Annotated in this window: 11 protein-coding genes and 2 pseudogenes; 2 read left to right on the forward strand and 11 right to left on the reverse strand. The window is 65.7% G+C overall.

Annotated elements, in window-relative coordinates:
- Positions 1-255 (forward strand): annotated as a pseudogene (locus QIY50_00480) (GNAT family N-acetyltransferase).
- Here the strand turns inward: QIY50_00480 and dapA are convergent.
- The 11 genes and pseudogenes from dapA to QIY50_00535 all read right to left on the reverse strand — a co-directional run bounded on the left by dapA (position 241) and on the right by QIY50_00535 (position 15,175).
- Entirely contained in the window at positions 241-1,107 is an 867-nt protein-coding gene (gene dapA / locus QIY50_00485) for a 4-hydroxy-tetrahydrodipicolinate synthase (GenBank protein ID WGV20829.1), read from the reverse strand. The pseudogene QIY50_00480 and the gene dapA overlap by 15 nt on opposite strands.
- Before the next feature lie 424 nt (positions 1,108-1,531).
- A complete protein-coding gene (gene bcsC, locus QIY50_00490) occupies positions 1,532-5,050 on the reverse strand; it encodes a cellulose synthase complex outer membrane protein BcsC (protein WGV20830.1) in 3,519 nt (1,172 codons plus the stop codon).
- Complete coding sequence (bcsZ, locus tag QIY50_00495; protein ID WGV20831.1) at positions 5,038-6,153, reverse strand: cellulose synthase complex periplasmic endoglucanase BcsZ; 1,116 nt, start codon at positions 6,151-6,153, stop codon at positions 5,038-5,040. Before bcsZ ends, bcsC begins: the two co-directional genes overlap by 13 nt.
- Positions 6,153-8,435 (reverse strand): cellulose biosynthesis cyclic di-GMP-binding regulatory protein BcsB, encoded by a 2,283-nt coding sequence (gene bcsB, locus QIY50_00500; GenBank protein WGV20832.1) that lies wholly within the window; start codon positions 8,433-8,435, stop codon positions 6,153-6,155. Before bcsB ends, bcsZ begins: the two co-directional genes overlap by 1 nt.
- Positions 8,432-11,041, reverse strand: coding sequence for a UDP-forming cellulose synthase catalytic subunit (bcsA, locus tag QIY50_00505; protein WGV20833.1), 2,610 nt, complete (start codon positions 11,039-11,041; stop codon positions 8,432-8,434). Before bcsA ends, bcsB begins: the two co-directional genes overlap by 4 nt.
- Positions 11,038-11,745 carry a cellulose biosynthesis protein BcsQ gene (gene bcsQ, locus QIY50_00510; GenBank protein WGV20834.1) on the reverse strand — a complete coding sequence of 236 codons (708 nt, stop codon included), beginning with the start codon at positions 11,743-11,745 and terminating at the stop codon, positions 11,038-11,040. The genes bcsA and bcsQ overlap by 4 nt, the downstream gene beginning before the upstream one ends.
- Positions 11,742-11,960: a cellulose biosynthesis protein BcsR gene (gene bcsR / locus QIY50_00515; GenBank protein ID WGV20835.1), complete on the reverse strand. Its 219-nt coding sequence runs from the start codon at positions 11,958-11,960 to the stop codon at positions 11,742-11,744. Before bcsR ends, bcsQ begins: the two co-directional genes overlap by 4 nt.
- Positions 11,957-13,578, reverse strand: a pseudogene (gene bcsG, locus QIY50_00520) (cellulose biosynthesis protein BcsG). Before bcsG ends, bcsR begins: the two are co-directional and overlap by 4 nt.
- Positions 13,571-13,756: a cellulose biosynthesis protein BcsF gene (bcsF, locus tag QIY50_00525; GenBank protein WGV20836.1), complete on the reverse strand. Its 186-nt coding sequence runs from the start codon at positions 13,754-13,756 to the stop codon at positions 13,571-13,573. The pseudogene bcsG and the gene bcsF overlap by 8 nt, the downstream one beginning before the upstream one ends.
- The gene (locus tag QIY50_00530) at positions 13,753-13,908 is read right to left on the reverse strand and encodes a hypothetical protein (GenBank protein WGV20837.1); all 156 of its coding nucleotides are present in this window, start codon (positions 13,906-13,908) and stop codon (positions 13,753-13,755) included. Before QIY50_00530 ends, bcsF begins: the two co-directional genes overlap by 4 nt.
- On the reverse strand, positions 13,889-15,175 hold the full coding sequence (locus QIY50_00535; GenBank protein ID WGV20838.1) for a BcsE family c-di-GMP-binding protein: 1,287 nt from the start codon (positions 15,173-15,175) through the stop codon (positions 13,889-13,891). Before QIY50_00535 ends, QIY50_00530 begins: the two co-directional genes overlap by 20 nt.
- A 418-nt stretch (positions 15,176-15,593) precedes the next feature.
- Here QIY50_00535 and QIY50_00540 point away from each other — a divergent pair, with 418 nt between their 5' ends.
- Positions 15,594-17,447 (forward strand): ABC transporter ATP-binding protein, encoded by a 1,854-nt coding sequence (locus QIY50_00540; protein ID WGV20839.1) that lies wholly within the window; start codon positions 15,594-15,596, stop codon positions 17,445-17,447.
- The last annotated feature ends 41 nt before the right edge of the window (positions 17,448-17,488 follow it).

The raw sequence follows: 17,488 nt of genomic DNA on the forward strand, positions 1-17,488 counted from the left end.
GGCCGCCACGTGGCGATGCTGTTCATTGCACCAGGCAGGCAACGGCAAGGCATCGGCGCGCGCCTCATGAGCGCCGCGCTCGAACATGCCAGGGCTGAAATCGTCACGGTCAGGGCATCGTTGTCTTCCGTGCCGGCCTACCAGCGCTACGGTTTCAACCTGGCAGGTCAAGTTGGCGAGTTCGCCGGACTGACCTACCAGCCGATGGAAATGCCCCTGCGGCCACGTGCTGCCGCCGCCTCAGGCGCCGAGTGAGTCCAGCACGCCTTGCAACTTGCCACGGGTGGTTTCCGTGCAGGCCTGCATGGGCTCACGCAGCTCGTCAGCAATCAGGTCTTGCGCCTGCAATGCCGCCTTGATCACGGCCGGGTTAGGCTCGGCAAAGGCCATTTTCATCCACGGCAGCAACTGGTAGAACGTGCCGCGTGCGGCTACCCAATCACCATGGTCGACCTGCTGCAACATCCGCACGTACAGGTCGGCCCGCACATGCGCCGAAGCCGAAATGGCCCCCGCACCGCCCAGGCACAGGTTGTTGAAGATCTGAATGTCTTCACCCGCCAAAACCTGGGCGTGGCCGTCCTGGATCAGCGCCATGGTGGTCTCGCTGTCACCGCTGCAGTCCTTGACCGCTGCGATGCGCGGGTGGCGCACGATGCGGCGCAGGGTTTCCCGCTCGATGCGCACCCCGGTACGGTAGGGAATGTCGTAGACGATCACCGGCACGCTGGCGGCATCCGCCACAGTATTGAAGAACGCCTCGATGCCGGCCTGCGAAGGCCGGATGTAGCAAGGTGCCGGGACCAGAAGCCCGCCAATGTCACGCCGCTGGATTTCAGCCTGGAAGGCCAGCAATTCGCGCAGGTTGTAACCCGACAGGCCCATCACCACCCTGCCCGGCTCCACCCAGGCCAGTACAGCATCCAGCACGGCCAGTTGCTCGGCCTTGGACAGCGCCGCCGCTTCGCCCGTGGTGCCGCACACCACAAACCCGGCCACCCCCTCTTCGAGCAGCTTCTTCACCAGTTTTTCCAGCCCGGCGAAGTCGATTTCATTGGCGCGCAATGGCGTGACGAGGGCGATCCAGATACCACGGAAATTCGACATGCAAAACTCCTGATGTTGACCGAAAGTCAGCGTCAGCAGGGCGGAGAGTCGAAGTGGTCTGGCAGGAATACCTGGCGCCTTCTGTCTCGTCAGCCCACCTGACGAGACAGCGCGCCTCGGTCAGATGAGCGGCTGTTTCTTGGATTTCTTGGCAACGGCAACGCACGCACCTGCCTGGGCAATAAAGCCCGAAGCGGAAATGGCGTGGTTGGAGATGGACATGCTGGAAAGCCCGTTGCGTGGATGTGGCTGGATAATGGTGTGGCGGCGTAGCTTGTGTCAACACTGAATTGGCAAGCGCTTTGCCCCTGAGGGTGCAACTGTCTTGCTCAAAATCCAATGGCTTGCTCAACACCTGTGGGCAAGCCCGCGAACACCGGCGCAGCCGGTGCCATCGACCGGTGCCACAGGGCTGCATCTGCAATCAACGCCGCTCGCTATAGGGCTCCAGCGGTGTGACCGGCAGCGCCAGGTTGCCCCGCCATGGCTCGAACAGGTAGCGCAGGTAGAGCATGCCATGGCTAGGCGCATAGTCATCGCTGTGCTGCCAGTCGAAACCGCCACCCAATACCCAATGGTCGCTCAGGCGCCGCTCGAACAGCCCGCGTAGGCGGTAGCCTAGCCCGCTGCTGTCGCTGGCGTCGTTCATGGCGTCGATGTTGGAATCGAGGTCATATAGCGCCAGCACCTTGCGGTTGAGGTGCGCATCCGGGTACAGGCGGCTGCGGCCGCTGTGGGCCTGGGACCAGCTGACGGAACCTTCCAGCAGCACCGACCAGTCGTAGTTGCGCCAGGCATAACTGACCGGCACGCCCACCGATGTGTAGCGCTGCGGGCTGTAGTAGCCGCCCTGCCCCAGGCTGTAACCACCCAGGTCCTTGTCGTGACGCCAGTGCATCAGTGTCAGGCCCACACGCACGCGCTCGTCGGCCTTTTCCACCACCCGGTGGTACCAGCCGGCCATGGCCCGGGTGCGCTGGTTGTCGGCGACGTTCTCGCCATACAGCCAGTGGTGCCCCAGGCTGGCCCAGACCCCGTTGTCACCGCCCTGGTCCCAGCTCAGGCCGAGCGTGGCGCCATTGGCCGTGACCCCACCCCAGCGCACGCCCGTCGGGCGGTCACGTGCCCCCGCAAACGATAACAGCGAGTTGCTCATCGGCCGCCGTGAAGCGGTCAGCGACCAGCCGACCTGACCGAGGTCGCCATTGACCGTTGCGCCACCCAACCAGTTGTTGATGGCATACCCCTGAGTGGCTCCCAGATCAAAGGCCCAGCGGCTGCCCTGCCAGCCCAGCGCCAGCACGCTACCGTCCGCCGTTTGCGAACCGCCCCCGCACGCAGGGAGCGACTTGCCGTCGGCGGTGCGGCCAACAAACTGGCAGCTACCGAAATCCGGGGTATAACCCCCTTGGTCGTTCTGTTCGAACGAGCCCGCATCCATGCCGATGCGCTCGACCCGCGCAAAGGCGGTGCCGTCCTGCCAAGGGGTATCGACATGCAGCAGGGTTGACTGGGTACTCAGTTCGGACGTGCCGGGTGTACCGTCGTCCTCGCGCCAGCCGTAGTCGTGCATCAGCGTCACATGAGTATTGCGCTGGCGATACAGTGCATCGACGTCGCTGCGCAGGCTGCGTGCCAGCCAGTCGTCGTCATCCTGCTCACGGCTGGCCAGCGTCAGTGCACGGTCGTCCCGTGGCGACACGGCGGCACGTTCGAGCAACTGCGCGTCGGCCATCGCTGCGGCGTAAAGGTCCAGCGCCCGTTGCGGGTCATCCTGCGCCACCAGGCGAGCAGCGTCGCGTCGCAACAAGGGATCGGGGCGAGGCTGCTGTGCTGCGATCTGCTCGAGCATTCCGGCCGCCTGATCGTGTTCGCCCAAGGCGACCCAGACCGCTGCCAGGCGCCGCTGGGCGTTGCTGTCATCGGCAGCCAGTTGTGGCACCTGCACCGCCAGCATGTGCCGGGCCTGTGCCAGGTTGCCTTCAGCCACCGCACTTTCGATCACGCCAAGGCGCGCCTTGGGTTGCCCAGGTTGCACGGCAAGCACGCGCTGGTAATAGCCGCGCGCTTTGCCCGGCTCACCGTTCGCTGCCGCCCAGTCAGCCAACAGCATCAGGTCGTCGATGCTGCCTTCGCCACGCGCCAGGCTGGCCTCAAGCAGGCTGCTCGCTTCAGCCGTGCGGCCTTGCGCTTGCAGTTGCTGCGCCGAAGCCAGGGTCATGCGACGGTGGATCCGCTGCTGCAACGCATGCATGTCAGCGTTCCAGGCCGTCTGCGGCACAGCACCGAGGCTGTCCAGGGCCAGCGCATCGCGGTCACTGGACTCCAGGAACAGTCCGTGGGCATAGCGGGTGGCGGGATCGCCCGGCTGGCGCTGCACGATCCTGGCAAATGCCGCGTCGGCCTCGGCGGTGCGCCCCAGGTGGCGCAGGCTGTTGGCCAACTGGTAGACCAGCCAGGGCTCATCGGGGGCCAAGGCCGTGGCCTGGCCCAGCGCCTGGCTGGCCGCCGCCCAATCCTGACGCTGCAGGGCCTGGTCACCTTGCTGGCGCAGGCGGGCGAGCTCCAGGCTACGGCGCAGGCTGGCGAACTGCGCTTGCTGGCGGGGCGGCAGGCTGTCCAGGTAGGCCTGCGCCTTGTCGGGCGCTTGCGCCTGGTACACACGCATCAGGCCGCGCACGGCACTTTCGTTATCCGGTGCCATGCGCCGAACCTGCAGGAATTGCCGCTCGGCGGCCGCTGTATCACCCTCGGCCAGCGAGACATCCGCCAGGCCAAGCAAGGCGTATTCCTCCTTCGGGCGCTGCTGGCGTGCCTGCTGGTAATAGGCACGGGCTGCGCGCATGTCTTTCGCCTGTAGTGCCCGCTCCCCTTTGCTGAGCAGAGCCCAATACTGGCTGGACGACTCCAGGTCCTTCCACTGGCTGATCCAGTAGGTGTCCTGCTCCTTGGCACTTGCCGCCCGGAACGCCGTATTGGCCTCTTCATAGCGGCTTTGCCGCATCAGTGCATACCCCAGGGAGCCGTGCAAACTGGCGTCGTCCGGATACTGGCGCAATGCCCGGCGCAACTGCGTCTCGGCTTCAGCGTTACGGCCTTTGTCGAGCAATGCCAAGCCCCGCTGGCCAGCCTGCCAGGACGGGTCGGCCAGCAGTTTGCGCTGCTGTTGCAGGGTCTCGCTGGCCTGCGCCAACAATGGTGAGGCCGGGTAGCGCTGGAGAAACGCTTGCCAGGCCGCGGCGCTGGCGGTACTAACCGCTTGCCCGGACAGGTAGTCGAACTCACGCTGGGCAGCGGCATCCCGTGCGCCAGGGTCGCGCGACAACTGGTCGAGCAAGGCCAAGGCTTCGCGGTCGCGCTTTTCGGCGAATAGCCAGCCGGCCAGGGTCTGGCGCAACCCGGCACTGCCTGGGTACTGCCGGTCCAGTTGCTGCAGCTGCCTGATTGCCTCGGGGCGCTGGCCGGGAAGGTTGCCGCGTACGCGCCAGTAATCCAGGGCCAGTTCCAGGCTTGGCGGTTCACCAGCAAACAACTGTTCATAGGCCGCCAGCGCCTCTTCATTACGCCCGGTGACAGCCAGCAGGCGAGCCTGCTGCAATTGCCGCGCGCGCTCAGGTTGCTGCAGCTCGAGCAGGCGTCTGGCCTGGCGGGCCTGCACGCTACCGGGCGCAATGGCACTGATCCGGGCACTCAACTGCTCGGCCTGGGTGCTGTTCTTTTCGCGCAATGCCAGGCTCAAGGCCGCCAGCAACACGTCCGGGTTGCGCGGCTCGAGCAATTGCAACCGCCCCAGTGCATCGCGCACCAGATCGTCACGATGCAGCGCCTCGCCGCGACGCACCTGGTCCAGCAGCCATTGGCGCTGTTCGTCGGCATCCTTGGGTTGCGCGGTGGCCTGGCAGGTCACCGCCGCCAGCATCAGTACGCCAATCATTCGCTGCATGGCGTGCTCCAGGCCGGCAACAGGCGGCCGTGCGGGTCAAAACGGTAACGGCCTTGGTCCCAGCCCTGGCCAAACAGCGCCAACACCTGGCTGTAATAGGCCTTGGCTTCAACTGGCTGCTCGTGCAAACGCTGTCGCTGGGCCGCCAGGCCTGCGACGTGCTCCGGCGACGCCGCCAGCAACGGCAGCAACGCCGCAGAGAAACCTGCCGGGCCATGGCCACTGGTAACACCGCTGTGCGCATCCACCTGCTCTGGCGGCAGGCCCTGGCGCGCGGTCAACGCCGCCATCGGCGCGTAGTGGGCCACCAGCTCGGCACGCTGCGGCGCGTCCTTGGCCAGCATGCCGACCCACAGGTAGACGCGGATGGCATCGTAGTCACCCTCACTGCCATGCTGCGGGTCCGCCGCCAGTTCACCGGCTGGCGTCCACAGCAGCCAGTCCGGGGCAAAGCCCTTTGGCGACGAAGCAAGCCACAGACGCCGCGTGTTGGCTGCCAGTTCGCCCCACAACGGGTCGACCAAGTTGAAGCGATCGAACAACTGCAGCGGCAAATAGCTGGGGTTCAAGCGGGTACCGCGGGCATCTTCGAAGCCGTAGTCCCCAGGCAGCAGCATCAGCCCAAGGCCCGGCAGCTTGCGTACGGTCTGCGCGGCGATACGCCACAGCAGGCGCTGGCCCAGCTGCGTGTAGGCCGGCTCGTCCCACAGCCGCCCGGCTTCCAGCAGGCTGTAGGCAATCCACAGGTCGGCATCGCTGGCGTTATTGGCATCCAGCACCTGCCACTGCTGCTGGCCGTTGCGGCCCCACAGCCAGGCGGGCAGATGCCGGGCCAGGTCACCCTGCGCCAGGTTGTTGCCGGTCCAGCGCAGCAACTGCGCGAAAGCTTGCCGGTCATTGCCCACCAGGGCGAAGAACAGCGCATAGCTCTGCCCTTCCGAAGTGGTGATCAGGCGCTCGTCGCTCGGGTCGATGACCCGACCGTCGACACTCACCAGTTCGGCCTTGAAGCGGTCCCAGGCGGGCCATGGGCAAGCCGGTGCGGCACTCGTGATAACGGGCAGGCCCAAGGCGACCAGCCCTACCAGCCACTGACGCATCATCACACCGCCTCACCCAGGCGACGCTTGCCTGCCCAGCGCAGTGCCCGCCACAACAGGAAGGCGAACAGCACCACGCAAATGGCCGCGATCGCCGCCAGCAGCACCGGGTGCTCGGACAGGTGGAACCACAGCAGCAGCCACCACGGCAGCGCGCCAACGAAGTAGTGCTCGCCGACGAACTGGCTGCTGACGCCGCTGCTGCGCACCAGCGTCACCGAACCGGCCACCGCATCGAGCTTGCCGACATCGCCGAGCACATCGCGCAGCAGCGCGTAGTCGCTATCGCTGTTGGCCAGCAGGGCGACGACGCTGCGCTGCTCGTGGAACGGCGACTTCAGCCCGGTGATGGCCGCAATCGGTGCCTGCGCGCTGACGGCCACACGGCTGCTCGCGGCCACCGGCGCGGTATCGAAGCGGTGACTGCCCGGCAGCCCCGCGCTACGGCCCTGCAGCAGCCAGTCGCGCTGGGCGCTGAGCAGCAGGCCAAGGTCGGGTGCATCCGCCAGGGCCTCTGGCAGGCTGCCGAGCAGCAGCAAGTCGGCATCGGCCGCTGCGGCCTGCTTCCAGTCGTCGACCAGCTGCAGGCCAAGCGCCGGGTAACCGATCTGCCCGGCCAGCCCACCGACCGCATCGAGCAAGGTGCCCACCTGCATCGCCGTGGGCTTGGCCGGCATGACGACCAGCGTTTCGGAAAGATCGGCCATGCGGCTGAACGGGAAGCCGCTGCGGGCGAACGCGCGCAGGTCGGGCATGGCGATGTAGTGGTGGTAACCGGACAAGTCGATGGTCGAGTTGTCGTCGATCGCTGCCCGCACGTCCACCGGCAACGAGGTCTGGCAGCGGTCGCGCTGGGCGCTGCCCAGGGTGCTGGCAAAACTGAAGTCGAAGCGCAGGCGGTTGCGGTCACCGATCTTCAAAGCCGGTACCAGCGACTTCTCGGACAATGCGCTGTTGTCACCGGACAGCACTGCCAGGCGCATTTCCTCCAGTGTGCCGCCACGCCGGTCATTGCCCACCAGCGGCACGCTGGTGATGTACTGGTCGTTGACGCTGATGCTCAGGCGCGATTCGTCGCTTACTGCCGGGGCCGTGTAGCGGTACAGCGTACGCAGCGGAATGCCCTGGTTGCGCCAGACGAACAGGTCGGGGGGCAGGTTCAGTTCCAGCGTCACCGGCCGCGGTTGCAGGCCGCTGACCTGCAACTGCTCGGGGTAATCGAGCAACTCGGCGAAGCGTACCGGGCGGTCGGTGCGCGTCCAGTTCGGCGCATCGTAGGGCTGGCGCGGTTGCAGCGCCGTCATTTGCTCGATCTTCACCCGGGCACCGCGGAACAGGTTGTTGCCAACTGCCAGCGCCGAGGCGGCCTTGACCAGATCATCGTCGTTGCGGCCGAGCACCAGCAGCACCTTGCTGAAGCGGTCGTCCGGGTGGTCGATCATCTGCAGTACCGGGCCGTCGACCAGCGGGAACTGCTGCAGGTCGGCGAGGAAGCCCGGGCGACGGTCGTTGCTGGCAAACACGATGCTCGGCGTGGGTTCATCGCCACGGGCCGGCAGGCGGTCGTACAGCACCGGGAAACTCGCCTTGCGCCAACCGGCCTGGCTGCCGAAGTAGGACGCCAGGATCGCCGCCGCACGCTGCTCGCCCAGGCTCGGCACGCCGCTGAACACCACCGGCAGCGTTACCTTGCCGGTATCGCGCACATCAAAGAACGGCAGCGGGAAGTACGCCAGGTCGTTGTCCAGGGCCAAGGCCTGCTCATGCAGCTGTACCTGGCTCTTGCGGTTCAGGTTCAGCCACAGGCCGCTGTGCGCCGGGTCTTCGCAGATGTCGGTGTAATGCCCGACGAACTCCAGGCGAACCCGGTTGAAGTCGCTGAGCAGCTTGGGGTCCAGCGGCAGCTGGCGGCGCACGCGCTGGCCAAGCTGGTCTTTTTCCACCGGCACCACACCCATCAACTCGTCATTGAGGTACACACGCAGATGCGACAGGTTCGGCAACAGGGCGGGCGAAGGGGTGTAGTCCAGCTGCAGGCTGGCCTCGGTGGCCAGGCGGTCGCGCCGCAGGCCGAATTCGATATGCTCGCTGTTGCGTACCCCCAGCAGCAGGCTGTCGGACGCATGCCCGAGCTGCTCGAAGGTTTTCGCAACCGGCCAGTTCGGTACCGTGGGTACGGCTGGCTCGGCAAGCGGAGCTACAGAGGTGGCAGCGGCGCTCTGCGACAAGGCAGCAAACAGTGCCATCGCCAGGCCCCAGGTACGCGCGGGATAACCAGTCATCATGCGTCTCGATCAACAAGGTTCAAGGAAGGGACAGGCAGCGGCGTGCGGGGCCTGTAGCTGGCCAGCCAGTTCGCCAGCACCTGCAGTGGGCGCAGCCATGCCCGCAGCCATGGCGGCAAGTGCTCGACCAGCCGCAGGTAACCGACACCGCCCAGCTTCAGCACGTCGACCAGGCTGCGCAGCGGGCGATCGACCTCGTGCTGCGCATTCCAGCCAAGCCAGGCATCGGCGCGGGCAAAGGTGCAATGGACCAGGTCGATACGTTGTTGCTGGCTGAGGTCGTGGAACACCAGGCCCACGTGCTGCCCGACGGTACGGGTGACGCAAGCCTGGAAGGCGAACTCGCGCTGGCCACGGTTGAGCAGCAGGCGAACCTGTTCACCTGCCTGCAACTCAAGGCCCTGGTGCAACTGCAGGCCGACACCGCCGTCGGAGTAGTCAACCAGGGTGCAGGGGTAAGCGTGACCGCTGGCCAGCACCAGCCCCGCCGGCAAGCGCATCTGCACCCGGTGGGCGCGGCGCACCTGGCGCACCTCGGCGGCCACGGCGACGGCGGCGCCGATGATCAGCAGGTTGTAGATCACCCACAGCGAGCTGACGATCACCGTGCCGATTTCCGCCGCCGGGCCGGTGAACAGGCGCCACACGGCAAAGCCCAGGCCGGCCACGTTGAGCGCCGCCAGCCACAGGTAGGGTTGGGCGATACGCCAGTCGAACTGCTCCTGCGCCATCAGGCCGCCCTTGGCGGTGACGTTGAACTTGCCCTTCTTCGGCGCGAACAGCGCAACCGTGGTCGGGCGGGCGATGTACCAGGCCAGCACGGTCTCGTACACCTCGCCCCAGAAGGTCTGTCGGTACTTGCCCTGCATGCGCGAGTTGGTCAGGCTGGCGTGGATCATGTGCGGCAGCACGTACAGCAAAATCATCAACGCCGGCGCGTAGATGATGTAGGCATGCAGCAACAGGAACGCCAACGGCGCAGTCAGGAATACCAGCCTTGGCAGGCCGGCCAGGAAGTGCAGCATCGCGTTGGCATAGCACACCCGCTGGAACAGGCTCAGCCCACGGCCGAACAGCGGGTTGTCGGTGCGGAAGATCTGCACCATGCCACGGGCCCAGCGAATGCGCTGGCCAATGTGCGCCGACAGGCTCTCGGTGGCCAGGCCGGCTGCCTGCGGAATGCTCAGGTAGGCCGATGACCAACCTTGGCGGTGCATGCGCAAGGCGGTATGGGCATCTTCGGTCACGGTTTCGACGGCAAAGCCGCCGATGCTCTCCAGCGCGGTACGGCGCAGCACGGCACATGAGCCGCAGAAGAACGCCGCGTTCCACATGTCGTTGCCGTCCTGGATCAGGCCGTAGAACAGCTCGCCTTCATTGGGGCGACGGCGGAACGAGCCCAGGTTGCGCTCGAACGGGTCGGGCGAGAAGAAATGGTGCGGCGTCTGCACCAGCGCCAGCTTCGGGTCCTTGAGGAACCAGCCCACGGTCAATTGCAGGAAGGAACGTACCGGCACGTGGTCACAGTCGAAAATGGCGATCAGCTCGCTGTCGGTCACCCCCAGCGCATGGTTGAGGTTACCGGCCTTGGCGTGCTTGTTGTCCGGCCGCACGATGTAGCCCACCCCGACTTCGTCGGCGAACGCACGGAACGCCTCGCGCCGGCCGTCGTCGAGGATATAGATGCGCAGGCACTCGCGCGGCCAGTCCAGGCCAAGGGCCGCCAGCACCGTGGTGCGCACCACCGACAAGTCTTCGTTGTAGGTGGGGATCATCAGGTCGACGGTCGGCCAGTGCGAAGGGTTTGTCGGCAGGTTCGCCGGCTTGCGCTGCAACGGCCAGCTGGTCTGGATGTAGCCCAGGATCAACACGAACCACGAATAGGTTTCTGCCGCCAGCAGGATCACCCCGCACACAAGGCCCGTGGTGTCGTTCCAGTTCAGGGTCGAGGTATACCGCCACCACAGGTAGCGGCAGGAAATGAGGGTCGACAGCACGATCAGCATCAGGGTCGGGAAGCGGCCCGGAATGTGCCGCACCAGCATGGCGATGCCCAGTAGCAGGAAGATGAACACCAACTGCGCCAGGTAGCCGAACGGTTCGGTCACGCACAGCACGGCCAGGCCGATGGCGCCCACGGTCAGCACGCTGTAGAACGCCCAGCGGGCAAACACGCTCAAGCCGCGCAAGCGTGCCGAGGCTTGCTGCTTGAAAGCGCTGGCTTTGTAGCGCGCAGGCAGCTGCTGCAGGCGCTCGATCAGCAGGCCACGGTAGTGGCGCAGTACCTGCAGCATGCCGCGCAGCTGCGTACGCACTGCGCCCCAGGTGCGGCGGGCAAACCCCGGTTCGCGTGGCAGCGGTTGGCGCCGGACCAGCAGCCACAGGCTCTGGATCAACAGGCGTAAGGGGTCGCCCAGGCTTGGGCGCTTGCCCGCCAGTTGCGGGTACAGGCGCTGTCGCTCGGCCAGCAGGGCCTGCCAGGCGGGCGACTCCAGGCGCAGGAACAGGAAGGCCAGCCACACGCCAAGGGTAAACAGCCAGGCGACCGGCTGCCGCGCGCCACGTGCGCTGAACCAGCCATAAGCAGACAAAGGGTTCAGGGTCACGTCCGGCGCCTCGTCAGGCAGCGCACCGCCAGGCTCTGCACGTCCCGGCAAGCCAGGCTCTGCGGCGCGTAATGGCCAAGCGGTGCCTTGCACGCCAGGGCCTCGAGGAAGGCCTCGTCGCGGTGCACCACCTGAATCGGCAGGCGATCACGGAACAGGTCGCGCCACACCATCAGCAGGTCGCTCTGCAAGCGGCTGGCCGGGTCGTAGCGGTTGACCAGCAGCAGGTCGTACTGCTCGACCGGGCGGCGACCGAGCAGCAGATGGCTGGCCATTTCGGCCTCGGCCACCAATACCCGCACATCAGTCTGGACATGCTGGCCAGCGGCATCGGCCGGCAGCTGCGGCAGGTCGAACAGCAACCAGTCGAAGTGTTCGCCCAGCTCGGCCTGGCGAGCGCGCCAGGCTTCAGCGTCGGGCAACGGCGGCCGCATACCGGCAGGCAAATTGCCGAACGGCATCAGGCTCAGGCCATCGAGCACCTCGTACAAGGCATCGCTGAACGGCCGCCCTTCCCGCTCGGCATGCGCCCAGCCCTCGCGCGTGTCGAGCGGCAGGTTGAAGTGCAGCCCGAGCAGGTTGCTTGGGCACAGGTCGACCAGCAGCACCCGCTCCCCTGCCCCCTGCAACGCATAGCCCAGCGCGGCCAGCAAGGCACTGCGCCCCAGGCCACCACGTACCCCATGCAACGCCAGGCTGGTCATGGCGACAGCACCTCGCGCTGTGGCGCCGTCGCGTACAACGTGCCCTGGGCGCTGGCCCGGCAGCTTTCGCCCAGCAGCGGCCAGCGCTGCAGAGCCTGCTGGACGCCCACCAGCAAGGAGATGTCCTGATAGTTCAGGTCCGGCATGTCCAGGTGCTGGCGCAACTGGGCGATATCGTCGCTGCGGTCGGCAGGGTCTGCCTTGCCAGTGATCATGGTCGCTCCTTCGGGATCGGCTGCCAGTCGGGCTGGCCTTGCAGGCGCATGTAGGCGCGCCCCTGGTAGTTCAACACCTGTGCACCTGCGGTTTCCGCGACCGGTTCGGTGGTTGGCAAGTCGCTCAACAGGCTCGGCACATCCAGCAACTGTTGCTGGCCCAGGCCCGCATACACACGCGAGATCAGCTCGGACAGCGCCAGGTAGCTGGTGGGTGCCGAGACGTGCAGCGGTTCGCTGCGGGCAGGCTGGCCCATGCCGATGAACTTCAGGCCCACCGGCACATGGGTAATCGACGGTGTGGGGATTTCACGCATGCCCGCCAGCTGCATGCGGTCACCATGCAACGCGGCGCCATGTTCCGGGACAATGGCCACGACCACGCGGCGGCCGCTGCGCTCCAGTTCATCGAGGAAGCTGCCCAGCTCGCCGAACAGACGGGTGGCGCGGGTAGCGTAATCGGCCACACGGGTACCGCCGTCAGCGGTGACGATACGGTTGCCGTCATGCAGGCTGATGCTGTTGTAGAACAGCGACACATGCTCGGCCGACGCGCCTTGGCGCTGCCCCCACCAGCGGCGCAGCACCTCCAGGTCGCTGGCGATCGGCGAGCCGTCGAAGCCGACCAGCGCCCGCGGGAAGTCGGTGCTGCGCAGGCCGGGTTGTGGCATGTGCTGCTGGGTGATGTCGCCAATGAAGTTGTCGAAGCGGCCGCTGTGGTTGAGCAAGGTATTGCTCTGGAAACCTAGCCTGGCCAGGTTCTGGAACAACAGGCACTGCTCCGAGGCGGGCTGGTACAGGCCGGCGTGGGACGCCTGCCCGCAGCTGGCACGCAGCACGCGGATGGCGGCCGGGCCGCTATAGGAGGTGGCGGAATTGAACTGGTCGAAGACCACGTCCAGGCGCGAGAACAGCGGGTTGTCACGCAGCCCGACGGCGGACAGGTCATCCCAGGCCAGCGAGCAGATGTTGATCACGGCAGCAGGTCGAACGGCTGCTCATCGGCTTTCATGGCCGGGAATGCGGTCACCCGTTCACGCTCACTGGCGAAGAACCGCTCGAGCCAGCTGTCGAGCGTGGCATTGTCGGCAACCGCAGTGGCCTGCGCCTGCTCGGCGGGGCCGGCAGCTGCAGCGCCAGGCGCCTGGCCCGCGCTGAACCCCAGCGATGGCAGGCCACCAACGGCCAGCCACGCCAGCCCCAGCAGGCTCAGGGTGCTCAGCCGCAGCCAATGGCGCAGGTACAGGTAACCCACCAGCAACAGTGCCAGCGCCCCCAGCAGGTTCCAGTTGATGAAGCGGCCGAGCAGTTCGAGCAAGTAATCCCACGAAAAATCGAACACCCCCGGCTGCGCCAGCAGGCGGCTGAAGGGCGGCAGCCAGGTGTCCTGGTAGAACAACGCGATGCCGATCGGTACTGCCGCCAGTTGCCGCGCAATACGCAGCCACTTGCCCGGCAACGGAACCAGCAGAAACGCGGCGAACAGCAGGTTCGGCAGCGCCTGGAAGTCGAGCATGCCAAGGGCGACCAGCAGGAACTTGGCGAGGAAATAGAGGTTCCACCCTCCCAGCCCAGGCCAACGGGCCAGTGCCGGGAGGGTTGTGGAGGTATTAGTCATTACGGGGGTCCTGGCGTGCAGCGCGGTGGCGTACACCCCGCGGTTTCAGGTAACGGGGTGGCAGGCGGCGGCGCAACTTGTCGCGCAGCGTGGCACGCAGGCGCGACAGCAGCAGGGCAAGCGCCAAGGTGACCAGCGCCGTGATGCCGATCACTTGCAGCAGTTGCACGAAGTTCATGCGCTCCCCCGCTTGCCCAGGGCAACCCGGCGCGGCGCCAGGGCCGGCCGAGCCTGGGCGGACAGATGCGCCGCCGCGTCGAGCCGCGGTGGCCGTGGCACGCTGTCGTCGAGGAAGGCCGGGGTGCCCAGGCTATCGACACCGGCAAGCACCTCCTGGCTGATGAACAGCTCTTTCCACGACAAACTGGAAGATATGGTCAAGGGCTTGCTCGACACCTTCGGAGCGGCAGGCGAACAGGAACAGGAACAGCACATCGCCGACCACGCAGGCGATGTCACCGTCGCGGCGGAACACCGTGCGCGAGCAGGCTTGCAGCGGGGTCAGGCCAGGGGCCGGGCGCAACACCAGCAACTGGTGGACAATTTCGCCGTTGCGCATGCCGTGCCACATGGTCTGCACGGCTTCGGCGAACGCGCGCGGCGCCACCAGCCCACAGATGGCCAGCGGCCGCAGGCGTGTGAGCAAGGCATCGAAATCGCCTGGCAGGTGCCGGCGCCAGAGGTAACCCTGGATGCTCTCGACCATGGTCAGGAAGCGTGACAGGCTGGCGCCGAACGGCACGATCTGGCTGGCCCCGCAGGCCAGCAACAACTGTTCATCCTGATAGCGCAGGGTCGGCGCCATCTCGCGCACCACCAGCTTCAGGGCACTGCCACGCAACTGGCGCAAGCGGTGCAGTTGGCGCGCCAGGTTATCCAGGCGCTGCCCGCCGTCCATGGCGAAGATGACGGTGGCGGAAACCGCCAGGCTGGCTTTGGCACCCAGTTCTTCAAGGCTCTCGCAGACCTGCCAGTGCTCGGAGAAGGCTGGCGCGCCTTCCAGCACCGGGCGCTGGGCCAGGCACAGCAGCTCGTCGCCACCGGTGTCGGCGGGGGACTGTGGCGCCCCGGCAGCAGCAAAGCCCGTTTCAAAACGCGCCAGTTCCACGTCACGTGTGCCGGTTTTGCCGAGCGGGTTGCTCCAGAAATGCTGCAGGTAGCGGACCCCGCCTTTGCCGCGGTACACCTGGGCCAGGCCATCGACGCCCTGGTTGAAGGCGCGCAGGCGCTCAACCAGCCCGGCGCTCTGGCCGCTGCTGATGACCAGCAATAGCGCGGCCTCAGCCAACAACACCGGGCGCAGCGTATTGCACCAGCGTTCAACGTGGCCGCTACCCCAGGCTTCGGCGGGCGCCAGCAGCACCAGCACGCGCCCGGCCGCGTCGATACGCGGCAGGTCATCGACCAGATGCAGCACGGCTTGCGGGGCGGCTTCGTACAGCGCCAGTTCGGCAGGGCCCTGCGCGGCATCGAGCGCACCCAGCACGTCAGCCATGGCTTGCGCATCGGCGACCAAGGCTGCCCGAACAGGCTCGGGCAGGCCCCCGACCACTTGGCGGCAGAGCAAGGTGGCGTCTTCTGCGTTGTCACAGGCCAACCAATACAGTCCTTGTACATGAAGCTGACTGCTTTCGGCGCCTACGCCGGAAATAGCCAACCACGGCATTCCATTCGTCAAAACACTGGCTCTGCAAAATGAGGTTGAACGGTTTGAGAAACGACAGTAACTGATCTGGCGCTGACGCTTGATGACGCGCGTCAAAAAAACGGCAAAATGATCATTTTTTTGTAACGGCGTCAATTATACAGCACGAAGGCAAAATGAGATCAAGGGGAAATGTAATAAATTGCAAAGTTTTGTTAAAACAACCGCCGTAGGGTCAGTGTCAGTCAGTTAAGGTTTGCCGGTTTGCGCAGGGCTGCATTGCAGCCCACGCCCGGCTTGTCGACAGGCGCATACCTCGCTGTGCGTTATGGCCACGGGCCAGGCAAGCATTGATTTTCCGGAGACACGCATGCTTCGCATCTTTGAGCGCAGGCTCGACCCCTTCCCCCCTGACGAGGTGCCACCGCCCCCGATGGGCCTGTTGCGCTTCATGTGGGCCTGTACCCGCGGCGCCCGTGGCTACATCCTGGCACTGGCATTGCTCAGTGCCGGCGTATCGATCTACGAAGCCTGGCTGTTCGCCTTCCTTGGCCAGGTAGTCGACCTGCTCTCGGCCTGGCAGGCCGGCGGCACCGTTGGCCCAGAAGAAACCCGTGTGCTGTGGGGTATCGGCATCGTCCTGCTGGTCAGCATCGGGCTGGTGGCGCTACGTACCATGGTTCAGCATCAGGTACTGGCGATCAACTTGCCGCTGCGGCTGCGCTGGGACTTCCATCGGCTGATGCTGCGCCAGAGCTTGTCGTTCTTCTCTGACGAGTTTTCCGGCCGGGTGACCACCAAGGTGATGCAGACGGCGCTAGCAGTACGTGATGTGTTGTTCACCCTCATAGAAATCCTGCCCGGGATCGGCGTGTACTTCATCGCGATCATTGCCTTGGCCGGTGGCTTTGCCCTGAACCTGATGTTGCCGTTCATTGCCTGGGTCGTGCTGTTCGGCCTGGCCATGCTGTATTTCGTACCGCGCCTGGGCAAAGTCGGCCAGGAGCAGGCCAATGCCCGCTCGTCGATGACCGGGCGGGTTTCCGACGCCTACACCAACATCACCACGGTGAAACTGTTCTCGCACGCCAATCGCGAAGCGCATTTTGCGCGCGCCGCCATGGAGGACTTCAAGCAGACCGGCTTTCGCCAGATGCGCCTGGTCAGCCAGTTCGAAATCGTCAACCAGGCGCTGGTGGTGGGCTTGATCATTGCGGCTGGCGGCTATGCACTGTGGTTGTGGCACCAAGGCCAGGTCGGCACCGGGGCGGTGGCGGCGATTACCGCCATGGCCTTGCGTATCAACGGCATGTCGCACTGGATCATGTGGGAAATCACCTCGCTGTTCGAAAACATCGGCACCGTGCAGGACGGCATGGCCACCCTCACCCGCGGCCCCAAGGTGAAGGATGCGCCGGACGCTGTTGAGCTGGTAACTACGGGGGGCGCGGTGAGCTTCGACAAGGTCAGCTTCAACTACAACGGCGAGCGCCAGGTGCTAGACGGCCTGAGCCTGCACATCTGCGCGGGCGAAAAAGTCGGCCTGGTCGGCCGCTCCGGCGCCGGCAAGTCCACCTTGATCAACCTGCTGCTGCGCTTCTATGACGTGGACCGTGGTGAAATCCGCATCGACGGGCAGAACGTGGCCAAGGTCACCCAGGACAGCCTGCGTGGCGCCATCGGCATGGTCACTCAGGACACTTCGCTGCTGCACCGCTCGATTCGCGACAACATCGCCTACGGCCGCCCCGATGCGACCGAGGCGCAGATCCGCGCCGCTGCGGCCAATGCCCAGGCCGATGGCTTCATCAGCCAACTCAGCGACCGCCAGGGCAACACCGGTTACGACACCTTGGTGGGAGAGCGCGGCATCAAGCTGTCTGGCGGCCAGCGCCAGCGCATCGCCATTGCCCGGGTGATGCTGAAGAACGCACCGATCCTGCTGCTGGACGAAGCCACCAGTGCGCTGGACTCGGAAGTGGAGGTGGCCATTCAGGAGAGCCTGGATGAAATGATGAAGGGCAAGACCGTCATCGCCATCGCCCACCGGTTGTCGACGATTGCGGCCATGGACCGGCTGATCGTGATGGATGAAGGGCGCATCATCGAGCAAGGCACCCATGCGGAACTGCTGGCGAAAAAGGGTACTTATGCGCGCTTGTGGCAGCACCAGAGTGGTGGGTTCCTGGGTGAGGACCAAGGTGTGGCCGAGGTGATGGAGTAGCTGTACTGCCTCACGCCTCTGGCCCGCGCGGCTCCTTGTGG

The sequence above is a fragment of the Pseudomonas putida genome, assembly GCA_029953615.1.
In the GTDB taxonomy this organism is placed as follows: domain Bacteria; phylum Pseudomonadota; class Gammaproteobacteria; order Pseudomonadales; family Pseudomonadaceae; genus Aquipseudomonas.

What these genes read in the sequence shown, in the direction of transcription:
- dapA (WGV20829.1), bottom strand. Translation starts at nt 1,107, where the DNA reads ATGTCGAATTTCCGTGGTATCTGGATCGCCCTCGTCACGCCATTGCGC.
- QIY50_00540 (WGV20839.1), top strand. Translation starts at nt 15,594, where the DNA reads ATGCTTCGCATCTTTGAGCGCAGGCTCGACCCCTTCCCCCCTGACGAG.
- bcsF (WGV20836.1), bottom strand. Translation starts at nt 13,756, where the DNA reads ATGAACTTCGTGCAACTGCTGCAAGTGATCGGCATCACGGCGCTGGTC.
- bcsR (WGV20835.1), bottom strand. Translation starts at nt 11,960, where the DNA reads ATGATCACTGGCAAGGCAGACCCTGCCGACCGCAGCGACGATATCGCC.
- bcsB (WGV20832.1), bottom strand. Translation starts at nt 8,435, where the DNA reads ATGATGACTGGTTATCCCGCGCGTACCTGGGGCCTGGCGATGGCACTG.
- bcsQ (WGV20834.1), bottom strand. Translation starts at nt 11,745, where the DNA reads ATGACCAGCCTGGCGTTGCATGGGGTACGTGGTGGCCTGGGGCGCAGT.
- bcsC (WGV20830.1), bottom strand. Translation starts at nt 5,050, where the DNA reads ATGCAGCGAATGATTGGCGTACTGATGCTGGCGGCGGTGACCTGCCAG.
- bcsZ (WGV20831.1), bottom strand. Translation starts at nt 6,153, where the DNA reads ATGATGCGTCAGTGGCTGGTAGGGCTGGTCGCCTTGGGCCTGCCCGTT.